Here is a 13791-nt window from a genome sequence, read left to right on the forward strand (position 1 = left end):
GGGAACACACGCGCGATCTTTGACAGACTGTGAACCAGTCCACAACCGGAGGAAAGCACGTGTCCATCGATCCGCCTGGTTCCGGCTCCACGGTTCGGCGCATTATGTTGGGCGCCAGCCTACGCAGGCTGCGTGAGGAGCGCGGGCTAACCCGTGAGGTCGCGGGTTTCCACATCCGCGCCTCGGAGTCGAAGATCAGCCGGATGGAACTCGGACGCGTCGGGTTCAAGACACGTGACGTCGAGGATCTGCTCACGCTCTACGGCGTCGACGACGACGCCGACCGCAGAGGGCTGCTGGAGATGGTCCGCGAGGCGAACACCCCCGGATGGTGGCACAAATACAGCGATTTGCTTCCGACATGGTTCTCGACGTACGTGGGGCTCGAAGAGGCCGCCTCGGTGATCCGCACCTATGAGGTGCAGTTCGTGCCGGGACTCCTGCAGACCGCCGCGTACGCCCGGACGGTGATCAGGCTCGGATACCCCGACGTCCCGGAGGAAGAGATCGAGCGCCGCGTGCATCTGCGCATGCAACGGCAGGAACGTCTCACCCGTCCGGACGGACCGAAACTCTGGGCCGTCATCGACGAGGCCGCGCTGAGGCGGCCGATCGGCGGCAAGGAGATCATGTATGAGCAGCTCCAGCATCTGATGGCGGTGGCCAGCCTGCCCGCCATCACATTGCAGGTGATGCCGTTCCAGTTCGGTATGCACGCGGCCGAGGGTGGAGCGTTCACCATCCTGCGTTTTCCGGAGTCCGACCTGTCGGACGTGGTCTACGTCGAGCAGCTGTGGGGTGCCCTGTACCTGGACAAACGTGAGGATATCGATCCTTACCTCACCGCCATGGAACAGCTGTGCATCGAGAGCACAACTCCCGGGGGCACTGCCGAGATACTCGGCGACATACTTAGAGAGACCTAGATGAACCAGCCGTATAACGGAATGCCGGCCACGAGCCTCACCGGCGTCGCCTGGCGAAAGAGTGTTCACAGCAACTCGCAGGGCAACTGCGTCGAGCTTGCCAAACTCCCCGATGGGGGCGTCGCCGTCCGGAACTCTCGCTTCCCGGACGGACCGGCCCTGATCTACACCCGCGACGAGATCCGGGCGCTCGTGCTCGGCGTCAAGGACGGCGAGTTCGACAATCTGGTCGCGTAACACCCTGTTCACATATCGCGAGTCCGGTTAACCGGAGAAAGCCGATCGCGTAACCGGGGTCGTTCATCGATCCGGCACACTGGGTTCGTCCACTTCCGAGAAGTTCGTGGGGGCCGAGATGCTGGACCAGATGACGCTCTATCCCGTAGCCGACGACGTGCTGTTCGCACCCGGGGGCCGCGTCGTGATCCGTACGTACGGCGTCGCGTCCGCGGCCTCCACCGAAGAGGACGGCGCCCGCCCGGTCTCCTACCGCACGTGGGTGACGGGGGTCAGGGACCAGCCGAGATACTGGCGCTGGGGTCATTTCGAGGACGCCCGCCGGGGTCACCGGAGGGTGCTCGAATGGCTGACCGGGCGCGGCCCGCAGCCCCAGGCCGTCGTCGTGAGCTGATCCTCTGAGGCCCTGGCCTCCCGGTGATACTCTTCGGACCAAGCGTTAGCTTGGTTAGGGGAGGTCTCGATGCGCCGGGGGATCTATCTGATCGAAGAGGTCGACTTCCGGCCGATGAACTCGCGCAGACCGCTTGAGTACCTCACCTGGCTGACCAGGTACAAGAAGGAGGACGAGCGGCTCGAGGCCCCCGAGCTGACCAGCGGCCTGTCCATCCGGTCGCGGGAGATCGACCTCGTCGGCGCCTTCTACGCCGTCGGCATCACCGGTCACCCCCAGTTCAAGGCCGTCACGCTGTGGGACTGCCACGGCGGCTGGGACGGCGGCTGGCGGCAGATGATGAACATCTACGACGGCGTCGACGGCAAGCTGTTCCTGTCCGACATCGACGACCTGCGGTTCTCCGCCTTCTCCCGCCCGCTCGGCGCCGTGCACGGCAGCCCCGCCGTCTCCGCCCTGCTCGCCGAGGGGTACGCGGCGCCGTTCTACCTGTTCGAGAGCGCCCAGGTGCGGCCGGGCGCCGCCCTGGACTACCTCGCGGCCGTGCGCGCGGAACGGGCCCCCGTCCTCGCCGAGCACGGCCACCGGCTCGTCGGCCTGTACGAGGTGCTGTTCTGCGACACCGAGGTCGTGACGATCTGGGGCATGTCCCTGGACGACCACCTGGCCACCCAGCGGGCCAGGGACGCCGCGCTCGGGCTGGACGACGAGACCGAGCCCGACCCGCGCCTGCTCACCTGGGGCCGGCGGGCCAGGGACTTCCTCGACGGCCCCTGGCGCGAGACGCTGCTCGCCCCCTTCCCCGGATCCCGCCTGGCGCCCTAGGACGCCGGCCGGGCCACCGGGGCGTTCCAGCGGACGATGGCGTGCTCCTCGTGCTCGAAGCCGAGCGTGGAGATCGTCCCGGTGTCCAGCTTGAGGAACCGCCCGTCGCGCGGCGGCAGGCCGAGCCAGCGGGCGGCCAGCACGCGCAGGAAGTGCCCGTGGGAGACCAGCACGACGGTGCCCTCCGACCCGAGGACGCGCGCGATCACCCTGTCGGCGCGCGCGGCGACCTGCCCGGCGGTCTCGCCCGGGTGCTCGGCGTCCCCCGGGATCACCCCGTCGTCCCACAGGTACCAGCCGGGGCGCCCCTTCCTGATGTCGGGGGTGCTGATGCCCTCGTAGCCTCCGTAGTCCCACTCCCACAGGTCCGGGTCGATCTCGTAGCCGGTCAGCCCGGCGAGTCCGGCCGTGTGCCGGGCGCGCAGGGCGGGGCCGACCAGGACCAGCGAGAAGGTCCGGCCCGCCAGCGCGGGCGCGAGCGCGCGGGCCTGCTCCTCACCCCGTGGGGTCAGCGGGAGGTCGGTGCGCCCGGTGTGCCGGCCGTCGCGGCTCCACTCGGTCTCGCCGTGCCGCAGAAGAATGAGCTCGTCCATATCGGCCCATCATCTACCGTCCGGCGAGTTCTTCGACGATCGGGGTGAAGGCCGCGAGGTCGGTCTCGTTGTGCAGGACGAAGTACGACAGGTCATGCTCGTCGCGCCAGTGGCGGAGCTTGGCCACGATCTCGTCGTGCGACCCCAGCAGCACCTGCGGGGTCTCGTCCTGGCGGCTGGAGTCCGCGGCGCTCCAGGAGGGCCCGGTCCCGCCGCCGTCGATCCGCAGGACGCTGGTGCCGAGCTCGATCGCGTCGTACCGCCCGGCGGCGGCCTCGCGGACGATCTCGATCTTCCGCAGGAACGGCGCCAGGCCGCCGTCGTCGCGGTCGGGCCCCGACCCGTCGGCCCGTATCCGCATGGTCAGGTTCACCACGTCGGCCTCCCGCGCGGCGAGCCTGAGCACGCGCGGGCCGCCGCCGCCGAGCAGCAGCCGGGGGTGGGGCCGCTGCACCGGCTTGGGCCGCTGGTCCAGGCCGGTGATCCGGTAGTGCTCGCCCTCGAAGGTGAACGGCCCGTCCGACCACAGCCCCTTCAGCACCGCCATCGCCTCGGTGAGCCGGTCGATGCGCACGCCGGGCGGGTCGAGCGTGAGCCCGGCGGAGTCGTAGTCGTTCGCCATCCAGCCGGTCCCGAGCCCGACCTCCAGGCGGCCCTCGGAGAGCACGTCGATGGTCGCGGTCTCCTTGGCGAGCAGCGCGGGGTGGCGGAAGTCGTTGGCGAACACCAGCGTGCCGACCCGCAGGCGGGTGGTGGCGCAGGCGGCGGCCGTCATCGCCGCGATGGGGGCGAAACGCGGCCCGACCAGGTGGTCGGGGACCAGCAGCACGTCGAAGCCGGAGTCCTCCAGGCGGCGGGCCTTGTCCGCCCAGGACTTGGCGGTCTCGGCGGCGCGGACGACGGCGGCGAACCGGAACGGTCTCACGGATCCTCCCAGGCAAGCGCTTGTTCAAGTCCCAAGTATCCGCACGCCCACGCGGAAGGGCAACGCCCGCGCGCGACCTGAGGGCGTCTTGGCCGTTTCCGGGGACAGCGCGTGCCCGGAGGCGGTCCGGGCCTTCACCGCCGGTTGCGAGAGTGGGACCAAGGGGGTACGCGCCGCGTACCCGGCCACGGCAGCGCGCGCAGTCCAGGAGGCCGTTGACATGAGCGAGACGATCGCGGGCGTCGCGATCCCCGACTCGGCCATCGCGGCCGACGCCACCGAGCTGGTCCGCGAGGTGGCGCCCCCGCTGCTGTACGACCACTCCCGGCGCGTCTACCTGTTCGGGACCCTGCAGGGGCGCAGGCTCGGCCTGGCCGCCGACCCCGAGCTGCTGTACGTCGGCGCCATGTTCCACGACCTCGGGCTGACCGAGACCTACCGCCGCGCCGACCAGCGCTTCGAGCTCGACGGCGCCGACGAGGCGCGCCGCTTCCTCACCTCGCGCGGCGTCCCCGAGGAGAGCGTCCGCAAGGTGTGGGAGGGCATCGCGCTGCACACCACCCCCGAGGTGCCCTACCGGCTCGAACCCGAGGTCGCGCTGGTGACCGCCGGGGTGGAGACCGACGTGCTCGGCATCGCCTACGGGGAGCTCGACCCGGCCGACGTCGCGGCCGTGGTCGCCGCCCACCCGCGCCCGGACTTCAAGCGCCGGATCCTCGCCGCCTTCACCGAGGGGTTCGAGCACCGCCCGGACACGACGTTCGGCACGGTCAACGCCGACGTGCTCGAACACTTCGTGCCCGGCTTCCGGCACATCGACTTCGTGGAGGTCATCCAGAACTCCCCGTGGCCCGAGTGACGTACCCGGGCCCGCGGTCAGGGGAGGCGCCGCCCCCGGTCAGGGGGAGGCGTCGCGGGGGCCGAGGCAGTTCTTGCGGAACCAGACGGTCTTGGCGGTGCCGTCCGGTTCGGGCAGGACGCCCCACTCGTCGCTGAGGGCCTCGACGATGGTCAGCCCGCGTCCGTGCTCGGCCTCGTCGTCATCGGCGACCCGTTCCGGGCGTCCGGCGCCGTGGTCGGTGACCTCGGCGCTCAGCGTCTCGCCCGTCACCCGCAGCGTGAGCCGGATCGGTGGCAGGCCGTACAGCACGGCGTTGCTCAGTACCTCGGTCATGGCCAGGACGATGTCGTCGGTCAGGTCGTCCGCGTCCGCGAGCTCCCAGCTCGTGAGCGCCTGCCGCACCATGCCCCGGACGTCTCCGAGGATCGTCGGGTCCCTGGGGACGTCCCAGCGCACGGCACGGTTCCCGTCCGGAGTGCCGATCATTCGCTTCCCTGTCTGCGCCGTATATGACCCCGATGACCCTACTCTGTCCGTGTTTGGGCTGTTCGCAGGTATGCCCTTCAGCCCGCCCATCGATGTCAAACAGCAACGAAACCCGCGCGAGCCCCTCGGTCAGGGAGCCGCGCTCGGGGCCGCCGCGGTGCCGGTGAGCCGCGTGTCCATGGCGTGCTGGACGAGGGTGAGCAGCACGTTCTTGCTGGACTCCCGCATCCGCGCGTCGCACAGCACGACCGGGATGTCCACGCCGAGGTCCAGGGCCAGCCGTATCTCGTCCAGGTCATAGCGCCTGGCCCCCTCGAAGCAGTTGACCGCGACGACGAACGGGGTGCCGCGCCGCTCGAAGTAGTCGACCGAGGGGAAGCAGTCGGCGAGCCGCCGGGTGTCGGCGATCACCACGGCGCCCATCGCGCCGAGCGCCAGCTCGTCCCACACGAACCAGAACCGCCGCTGCCCCGGCGTCCCGAACAGGTACAGCACGTGGGTGTCGCCGATGGAGATGCGGCCGAAGTCCATCGCGACGGTCGTGGTCTTCTTCGCCTCCACGCCCGACAGGTCGTCGACGTCGGTCCCACGGTCGGTCAGCAGCTCCTCGGTGCGGAGCGGCCGGGTCTCCGACACCGACCCCACCATCGTGGTCTTCCCCGCCCCGAAGCCGCCCGCGACCAGGATCTTGATCGCCGTGGGCAGCTTCACCCGCCCGGCGTCACGATCAGAGCGTCCGGAGTCCATTGAGCACCGCCTTGTAGGTTTCCAGGTCGAGGACGTTGATCTCCTGGGCCGGCTCCTGGATGGCGACCAGCCCCCGGTCGACGAGGTCGCCCAGCAGCACCCTGACCGTGCCGGCCGGCAGGTCCAGGGAGGCGGCGATCTCGGCGACCGACAGCGGCCGCTCGCAGAGCCTGACGATGGTGTGATGCTCGGGCCCGAGCCCGACCTCACCGGAGGTCACCGGATTGGTGGTCACCACGAGCGTGATGAGGTCGATCTGACCCCGGCTCGGCTGGGTGCGCCCCCGCGTCATCACGTACGGGCGGACGATCCGTCCGGCCTCGTCGTCGAGCCACTGCTCCTCAGCGGGATCGTCGGAGAGGCTCGTCATGTGGCGCCCTCGTTCCTTGGGGAGGGGTGCTCCGCTCGCGCGGGCGAGGTGAGGTACTGCCCGACACGGGTCACGAGCATGGCCATCTCGTAGCCGACCAGGCCGATGTCGGAGTCCTGCGCGCACAGGACCGCCAGGCAGGCGCCCTCGCCCGCCACGGTCACCACCAGGTACGCCGACGTCAGGGCGATGATGGTCTGGCGCACCGCGCCGCCGCCGAACCGCTCGCCCGCCCCCTCGGCCAGGCTCTGGATCCCGGCCGCCACGGCGGACAGGTGCTCGGCGTCGGCCTCGCTGAGATCCCGCGACGCGGCCAGGGGCAGGCCGTCGTTGGACAGGACGATCCCGTGCTCGGCCTCCCGCACCCGTGCGACCAGGTCGTCCAGCAACCAGGTCAGATCGGCGGGGGAACTGGTCCTTTGCGTCACTAGCTGTCCTCTTTACCGGCTCATTCTGGTCGGCTCACCCGCTGGGTGGGCCTTCGTCGTCTGCCTGCCACGTGATGGTCGGCACCGTCATCGGGGTCCTGTCGGTGGCCCGTCCCCCCAGGAGGGGCCGGGCTCGGTCCTGCCCGCCTCGGACCGGCCGCGTTCGGTGCCGCTCTGGAAGGACTCCATCAGCCGCCGGAGCTCCTCGGGGGAGTGGCCGTCCTCCTCGTCCTCCGGCTCGAGGACGGGCGGCACGGGCGGCTCGCGGCGCAGCTCGGGGGCCAGGTGGGCCTGGGCGACGCGGCGGGGCAGCCCGGATGGCGTCTGGAAGACCGGCTCGGGGACGGGCGGCTCGAAGACCGGTTCCGGGGCGGGCGTCTCGTGGACGGGCTCGGCGACGGGCGGCTCGTAGAAGCGCGGGTCGCCCTCGCGGCCGCCGTTGACCTGCCGGCCGTTCTCTCGCCGCCCGTTCTCCGGGGATCCGGGTCCGCGGCGGCCGCGCTCCGGCCGGCGGGCCGGCAGGTCGCCGGAGAGGGTCGCGGCGGGGGCGGCGGGGTCCGGCGACGGGCGGACCTCGGGGTCCGGCGCGGGCCGGTCGAGGGCCGACAGGTCCAGGACATCCGGCACCTCGGCGCCGGACACGGTGTCCCGCACGGCGTCCTCGCCCTCATCGCCGAACAGGTCGGGCGGCAGCAGGACGATGACGGTCGTCCCGCCGTACGGGGACGCCTTCAGCGTGACCTGGATGTGGTGCCGCGACGCCAGGCGGCTGACCACGTACAGCCCGAGGCGCGGGGTGCCGGTGAGCTTGAACTCCGGCGGGTCGGCGATCCGGTCGTTGGCGGCGGCCAGGTCCTCCGGGCTCATGCCGAGGCCGCGGTCCTCGATCTCGACCACGTAGCCACGGCCGACCTCCTGCCCGCTGACCTGCACCAGGGCGTACGGCGGGGAGAAGGACACGGCGTTCTCGATGAGCTCGGCCAGCAGGTGGATGACGTCGCCGATGGCCCGGCCCGCCAGCTCCGCCTCGCCCATGGGCATCAGCGTCACCTGGGTGTAGTCCTCGATCTCGGCCAGCGCGCCGCGCACCACGTCGACCATGGGCACCGACCGGCGCCACGCGCGGCCGGGGGAGGCGCCGGACAGGACGATGAGGTTCTCGGCGTTGCGCCGCATCCGGGTCGCCAGGTGGTCGACGCGGAACAGCTCCGACAGCTCGGCGGGCTCGGTCTCCCTGCGCTCCATGGCGTCCAGGATGGTGAGCTGGCGGTGCACCAGCGACTGGGTGCGCCGGGCGAGGCTGAGCAGGATGCCCCGGTAGCTGCGCCGCAGCTCGGCCTGCTCCACCGCGACCCGGATGGCCGTCTCCTGGACGGTGTTGAACGCCTGCCCGACCTGGCCGATGGCGTCGGTGCCCACCGCGAGCGGCGGGGCCTCGGCGCTGACGTCCACGTCGTCACCGCGGCCGAGGCGCTCCACCACGCCGGGCAGCCGCTGGCCGGCCAGGTCCAGGGCGGCGGTCCGCAGCTCCTCCAGCCGCCGCACCAGGGCGCGCGCCGTGGTGATGGACAGGACGATGGAGGCGATGACGGCCAGCAGGCCGAGGCCGCCGGCCAGCGCCAGCCGGACCACGACGCCGACGGCGATGGGCGTGGCGCGCTCGACCAGCGAGTCGCCTCCGGAGGCGACGAGCCGGTCGACGCGCGTCAGGACCGTCCCGGTCGCCGACTTCCAGCGTTCGGTGTCGGTGCCCACCACCTCGGGCTGGCCGGACGCGATGAGATCGTCCTCCAGGCCGCGCAGGCGGCGGTACGGCTCGCTCCTGGCCAGGTCGTCGAAGGCGGCACGGTCGTCGGGCGGCAGCTCCCCGGCTGCCTTGGCCAGCAGGAAGCGCTGGGCGCCCACGGTCTGGGCGAACGTCGAGTGCTCGGCCTCGGTGAAGCCGCCGCCGGCCAGGGCGCCCGCGGCGAGCGCGTCCTCCTGCGCGAGGAGCTCGGCCGCCCGTGAGACCTCGATGAACGTGCGGGTGTCCTTGGCGAACCCGGCGTCGTCGAGGGTGGCCATCGAGTCGTAGACGCGGAACAGGGAGTCGATGACCCCGGTGATGGCGGTGGCCGCGCGGCCGCGGTCCACCTGCCCCGTGTCCACCTGCCTGCGGAGCGGGGCGAGGATCCGCAGGTCGCTGGCGGCCTCGTCGATGCGGTGGTTCAGCGTGTCGCCGGCCGCCTGGCGTACGGAGTCGGAGGTGGCCTCCCGCAGGAACCCGGCGCTCATCGCCTCGGTCCTGGACCGCTGGGTGACCAGCGCCTCGCGCTGCCGGGCGGAGCCGCGGTCGCTCAGCATGACCACGGTCAGGCGGCGCTCGCGCTGGAGCTCGACCCGCAGCCGCTCGCTGGGCTGGGCGACGCCGGAGTTCAGGGTAGAGACCGAGAGGACGTTCAGGCCCTCACGGAACGTCACCCACGCCGCGAAACCCCACAGGGCGATGAGCGACACCAGCAACGCCGTGACCTTGGTCCGGACGTGCGATTTTCGAAAGCGCATAACTCCATCCCTGGCGAAAAGTCAGGAACCCATCGCTCGTTCCCGGCAATGGCGCTTTTCAATGACTTATGGCGATATAGGCTGCCGTATCGCGTGGTGGGGCAGTATTTCACCACATCACTGGGGAACCCTAGCATGATCGTAATTGGAGCTACGAACGTTTAGTGACAATTATGTCAAGTATGCCGAGCGAAGCTTGGATTTCCGGTGTTGTCTCACTTTTGTCGGCTTATGCGTGGTGTCGTGCGCCGACATCAGGGTTGCGCAGAGTGGGCATTTCGCGCTGCGCCAGGTGAAGCGCCCCGAGCACGGCCGCCCTGACGATCGCCGCCGGCAGGTACAGGTCCTTGTCGTGCCACATCGGCGGATGGTCGCCGGACGCCCGCCACGTCCCCGCGCCGGCCGCCGGCCGCGTCTCCGGCTCGCCGGGTCCGCTCCGCGTGCCCGGCCAGGGTGACCGCAGCAGGTACTCGTACCCCCGCGCCACCTCCTGCGCCGCCCGGTCGTGCCCCTCGCCGGCCAGCAGCAGGACCTGCATCGCGTACGCGGTCTCCTCCACCGTGCCGCGCCACACGCCCCAGGAGCCGTCCTCGCGCTGCGTCGCGCGCACCCACCGCACCGCCCGGCGCACGGCCTCCGCCGAGTCCGGCCCGCCGAAACCGGCCAGCGCCAGCCCGCACGAGAACGTCGCGTAGTACGGGGAGGCGTGCCAGCGGTCCGACCAGCTCCCGTCGGCCCGCTGCCACTCGCGCAGGCGGGAGGCGACCTGCTCCATGGCCTCGCCGTACGCCGGCCGCGCGTCGGGGCGCGCCGCGGTGTACTGCCCGAAGGCGTCGAGCACGTGGGCGTTGACCGTGGGCGACAGGCCCTGCTCGCCCGGCCAGGTGCAGAAGTGCGTGCCCGAACGGTAGGCCAACAGGCTGTCCGGCTCGCGCGGGGCGCCGAGCAGCGCGAGCGCGTACAGGGCCACCGACGTGGTGTCGGCGTCGGCGGGCAGCCCCGGCCCGGCCGGGACGCCGCCCGGCCCGAGCCCGGCGGCCAGGCTCGCGGTCAGCTCGGCGGGCACAGTGAGCGTCACCCCGGCCCGCGCCAGCCAGCTCAGCACCCAGCCCCGCTCGAACGCCGTGATGGGCACCGCGCACGGCACCGGGCCGCCGTGCGCCTCGGTGGCCTTGCGCAGGTGGCGCACCGCGGGGTGGGCGGGCTCCAGCGCGCCGAGGTCGCCGAGCCAGGCGGCGGTGGCCGCGGGCGACGCGCCGACCGTGCCGGCGGCCGTCGGGGAGATCCCCGGCGCCTGGAACGCCGCGTCGTCGGCGACCTCCAGGGCGTGCAGGAGCTTGTCCGGGAGCGGGGCGCCCGACCGCAGGCGCGCGCGGACCGTCACCAGCCGCAGGTCGTCGGCGCCGCGCGGCAGCGGGAGGGGCGGCGTGCCCACCCACGTGCGCAGCCCGTCCAGCGGCGCCTCGGTGATCCGCCGGAGGTGCCGGTTGATCGCCGCGACCAGCGAGGCGGCGATGAGCTCGATCGCCGGCAGGTCGGGCAGGGCCGTGGCGCCGAACTTCCGCGACCAGCGGAACAACGCGTGCAGCCCCCGGCCGGCCGCCGCGGCGACCTCGGGGTCACGGGGACCCCGTCCGAGCTCCGACAGCAGGGCCTCGGTGGCGCTCAGGGTCGGCACCAGGATGTAGTCGGCGTGCGGGCCCCACCCGCCGCCCGGCCGCTGGGCCGCGACCAGGTACGCCAGGCGCTCGTGGTGCCCGGTGAGCCAGGGCGCCAAGGACACCAGCCGCCCGGTCTCGTACACCGAGGCGGACGTCTCGCCCCCGGGGCGCGCCAGCAGCCCGGCCACCAGCACCCGGGCCTCGGCCGCCACGTCGACGGCGTGCTCGGGGCCGGCGGCGTCGCCGTCCGGGCGGGCCGGCTGCGGGCGGGAGGCACCAGGGGCGACGAGGCCGGGGCCCGGATCGACGAGGCCAGGGCCCGGATCGACGTGGCCGGGGCCCGGGTCGACGTGGCCGGGGCCCGGGTCGAGGACGCCGGTGCCGGTGTCCGGTGCGGGGGTGGTGCGGGCCCCGATGATCGGCGAGATGAGATCGTGGACGCTCAAAACCTGCCCCAGTAGTCGGCGAGTCGGTAGAAGCCGGCGCAGAAGTCCATCTGGCGCTCCAGATAGCCGGCGATGTGGGGGTGGCCCGCCCGCAGCGGGCCGATCAGTTCGCGGCTCCGGTCGGCCAGCGCCGCCACGCGCCGGTCGACCTCCTCGCGGGGGACGCCGAGGAGCAGGGCGTTGAGGTCGCCCCACTTCACGTCCCGCTCGAAGGTGCCGAGGTCGTTGAGCAGGCGTACCACCCGCTGGACCGCCCAGGAGGCCTCGCGTACCAGGGCGAGCGCCTCGGGGTCCGCCGGCCCGCCGGTGTGGATCAGGTGCGAGGCGAACGCGAAGGAGAAGCCCAGGTTGTCGGCGTTGTCGAGGTAGGCGTCGAGCGTCGGGGTCACGCCGCCGTCGCGCCACTCGCGCTCCAGCGTCATCGCCTCCAGCATGCGCCGCAGCTCCTCGTGCCAGACGTGGCCGAGCGCGGGGAACGCCGGAGAGGCGGTCAGCTCCTTGCGGATGTCGGCGAGGAAACGGGTGAGGTCGTCGCCCGGCTCCGGGTCCCGCCCGTCGGCGACCGCCAGGCAGCGGCGGGCGACCTCGCCCACCTCCCGCGCCGAGGTGGCGACGTAGTCCACGCGCCAGTCGAGGCCGAACGCCCACAGGCACGCCTTGTTGGCCATGCGGAGCTGCTCGGAGGTGAACCACGGGCCGCTGAACGCCATGGCCATGGACAGGGTGCTGGCCAGGGCCGCGTCGAACGGCCGGGCCGAGAACAGCTCCGGGTAGGCGGCCAGCCAGTCCTGCATGTCCCGCTGCGACCGCCCGGCCACCGCGCAGATCGTCCCCGCGTCGGTGGCGCCCGGCCACCGGCCCGCCGTCACGACGGGATCCGCGTGGGGTGTCCGGCGGGCAGGAGCCGCAGCTCCACCTTCTGCCGGGGGCGCAGCAGCGCGGTCGGCGCCGGGGTGAACGGCCCCCCGCCCGCCAGGCGGGGACGGAACCGGCTCACCAGGGCGGCGACCATGAGCGGAGCGTCCATGTCGAACAGGTGACGGCCGAGGCACTGGTGCGCGCCGCCGCCGAACGGGAAGTACGCGTACCGGTGGCGGCGCTCCCCGGTCCGCGGGGCGAACCGCTCGGGGTCGAACTCCAGGGGCCGGTCCCAGAACTCCGCGAGGCGGTGCGTGGCGTACGGGCTGATCAGCACCATGGAGCCGGCCTTGACCCGCGTTCCGCCGATGGTGTCGGCACCGGTGGCCATCCGGGGGAACAGCCACCCCGCCGGGTGCAGGCGCATGACCTCCTGCAGCACCATCGTGGTGTACCGCAGCTCGGGCACGTGGGAGGGCAGGGCCGGGCCCGTGCCGACCACGCGCTCGATCTCGGCGTTCATCCGGGCGGCGACCGCCGGGTGGGCGTCCAGCTCGGTCCACAGCCAGGTCAGGGTGGTGGCCGTCGTCTCCGAGGCCGCCGCGTACACGCTGACCAGGTCGTCCCGGATCCAGCGGTCGTGCCCGGGATCGCGGCCGTCCCGCGCCCGGCAGAGCGCGGAGATCACGTCGATGCCGTCGTCACCGGCCGCGCGGGCCCGGGCGCGGCGGATCACCGGGTACACCACGTCGTCGATCGTCGCGACCGCGCTCAGGAAGGCCCGGTCGCCGGGCATGCGCGCCCAGTACGGCATGAAGGGCGCGAGCAGCCGGAACGTCACCGCCGCGTCGGCCGCGTGATAGGCCGTCATCAGGCGCTCGCCGTCCGTGCGGGAGATCGCGTCCCCGAACAGGACGCGTACGACGCTCTGGTTGACCAGGGCGGCCATCTCGCGGGCGGCGTCCACGGTGCGGCCCGACCGGGCGGTCTCGTCCAGCTCGGCGACCCGCTCGTCCACCGTCTTGGCGATCGTGTCCGCGAGGGAGTCGACGTACCGGGTGGTGAACAGCGCCTGGAGGATCTTCCTGCTGGACTCCCACGCGGGGCCGTCGCCGAGGATCCCGTCCCCGAGCAGGCGGTTCAGCGGGCGCCAGAACATGCCCTGGCGGGCGTAGTTGCCCGCGTTGTCGCGCAGGACGTGCTGGACGTGGTCGGGATGGGTCACCAGGTAGGGGCGGAAGGGACCGAGGTTCAGGCGGACGACCTTGCCCCGTGCCCGCATGCCCAGCTCCGCGAGGCCGTTCACGGGATCCCGTACGATCCCCGGCATAAGCCACGAGAGCCTCAAAAGAGACAAGCGCCTAGCCTTCCGACAAAATGGCACGAGATCAATGATCTATCACGTCGGGCTGACCATGAGCAAGCATTCTTGTCAGATTGATCGCCGGGGCCGGGCGCCCGGCACTTCTACCAAGCGCTTGCTTTAGCGGCGGGGTCGGATCGAAACTGG

At 72.1% G+C, this 13791-nt stretch carries 15 protein-coding genes; 5 read left to right on the forward strand and 10 right to left on the reverse strand.

What is annotated here, in order from left to right; all coding sequences use genetic code 11:
- Positions 1 to 104: 104 nt before the first annotated feature.
- The 4 genes from NYZ98_RS03690 to NYZ98_RS03705 all read left to right on the forward strand — a co-directional run bounded on the left by NYZ98_RS03690 (position 105) and on the right by NYZ98_RS03705 (position 2382).
- A complete protein-coding gene (locus tag NYZ98_RS03690; protein WP_262841098.1) occupies positions 105 to 926 on the forward strand; it encodes a helix-turn-helix domain-containing protein in 822 nt (273 codons plus the stop codon).
- On the forward strand, positions 927 to 1163 hold the full coding sequence (locus NYZ98_RS03695) for a DUF397 domain-containing protein (protein WP_114033524.1): 237 nt from the start codon (positions 927 to 929) through the stop codon (positions 1161 to 1163). It abuts the gene before it with no gap.
- 130 nt (positions 1164 to 1293) lie between these two features.
- Positions 1294 to 1557 (forward strand): hypothetical protein, encoded by a 264-nt coding sequence (locus NYZ98_RS03700; RefSeq protein ID WP_262841018.1) that lies wholly within the window; start codon positions 1294 to 1296, stop codon positions 1555 to 1557.
- A gap of 69 nt (positions 1558 to 1626) precedes the next feature.
- On the forward strand, positions 1627 to 2382 hold the full coding sequence (locus tag NYZ98_RS03705) for a hypothetical protein (RefSeq protein ID WP_262841019.1): 756 nt from the start codon (positions 1627 to 1629) through the stop codon (positions 2380 to 2382).
- Here NYZ98_RS03705 and NYZ98_RS03710 read toward each other — a convergent pair.
- Positions 2379 to 2975, reverse strand: coding sequence for a histidine phosphatase family protein (locus tag NYZ98_RS03710; RefSeq protein ID WP_262841020.1), 597 nt, complete (start codon positions 2973 to 2975; stop codon positions 2379 to 2381). The two genes, NYZ98_RS03705 and NYZ98_RS03710, sit on opposite strands and share 4 nt — an antisense overlap.
- Positions 2976 to 2988: 13 nt before the next feature.
- Positions 2989 to 3900: a TIGR03621 family F420-dependent LLM class oxidoreductase gene (locus NYZ98_RS03715; RefSeq protein ID WP_262841021.1), complete on the reverse strand. Its 912-nt coding sequence runs from the start codon at positions 3898 to 3900 to the stop codon at positions 2989 to 2991.
- A gap of 220 nt (positions 3901 to 4120) precedes the next feature.
- Here NYZ98_RS03715 and NYZ98_RS03720 point away from each other — a divergent pair, with 220 nt between their 5' ends.
- Positions 4121 to 4759, forward strand: a complete 639-nt coding sequence (locus tag NYZ98_RS03720; protein ID WP_262841022.1) for an HD domain-containing protein — start codon at positions 4121 to 4123, stop codon at positions 4757 to 4759.
- A gap of 39 nt (positions 4760 to 4798) precedes the next feature.
- On the opposite strand, the gene NYZ98_RS03725 is transcribed toward NYZ98_RS03720, so the two are convergent.
- The 8 genes from NYZ98_RS03725 to NYZ98_RS03760 form a co-directional block, all read right to left on the reverse strand.
- Positions 4799 to 5227, reverse strand: a complete 429-nt coding sequence (locus tag NYZ98_RS03725; RefSeq protein ID WP_262841023.1) for an ATP-binding protein — start codon at positions 5225 to 5227, stop codon at positions 4799 to 4801.
- 129 nt (positions 5228 to 5356) lie between these two features.
- Positions 5357 to 5974 (reverse strand): GTP-binding protein, encoded by a 618-nt coding sequence (locus NYZ98_RS03730; protein ID WP_262841024.1) that lies wholly within the window; start codon positions 5972 to 5974, stop codon positions 5357 to 5359.
- Positions 5955 to 6344 (reverse strand): DUF742 domain-containing protein, encoded by a 390-nt coding sequence (locus NYZ98_RS03735; RefSeq protein ID WP_262841025.1) that lies wholly within the window; start codon positions 6342 to 6344, stop codon positions 5955 to 5957. The genes NYZ98_RS03730 and NYZ98_RS03735 overlap by 20 nt, the downstream gene beginning before the upstream one ends.
- A complete protein-coding gene (locus tag NYZ98_RS03740) occupies positions 6341 to 6772 on the reverse strand; it encodes a roadblock/LC7 domain-containing protein (RefSeq protein ID WP_262841026.1) in 432 nt (143 codons plus the stop codon). The genes NYZ98_RS03735 and NYZ98_RS03740 overlap by 4 nt, the downstream gene beginning before the upstream one ends.
- Positions 6773 to 6859: 87 nt before the next feature.
- Positions 6860 to 9316, reverse strand: a complete 2457-nt coding sequence (locus NYZ98_RS03745; RefSeq protein ID WP_262841027.1) for a sensor histidine kinase — start codon at positions 9314 to 9316, stop codon at positions 6860 to 6862.
- Between the two features lie 229 nt (positions 9317 to 9545).
- Positions 9546 to 11423 (reverse strand): prenyltransferase/squalene oxidase repeat-containing protein, encoded by a 1878-nt coding sequence (locus NYZ98_RS03750; protein ID WP_262841028.1) that lies wholly within the window; start codon positions 11421 to 11423, stop codon positions 9546 to 9548.
- Positions 11420 to 12292, reverse strand: coding sequence for a terpene synthase family protein (locus NYZ98_RS03755; protein WP_262841029.1), 873 nt, complete (start codon positions 12290 to 12292; stop codon positions 11420 to 11422). Before NYZ98_RS03755 ends, NYZ98_RS03750 begins: the two co-directional genes overlap by 4 nt.
- On the reverse strand, positions 12289 to 13587 hold the full coding sequence (locus tag NYZ98_RS03760; protein WP_262841030.1) for a cytochrome P450: 1299 nt from the start codon (positions 13585 to 13587) through the stop codon (positions 12289 to 12291). Before NYZ98_RS03760 ends, NYZ98_RS03755 begins: the two co-directional genes overlap by 4 nt.
- Positions 13588 to 13791: the final 204 nt, after the last annotated feature.

It is taken from the genome of Sphaerisporangium corydalis (assembly GCF_025506355.1).
Taxonomy (GTDB): domain Bacteria; phylum Actinomycetota; class Actinomycetes; order Streptosporangiales; family Streptosporangiaceae; genus Sphaerisporangium; species Sphaerisporangium corydalis.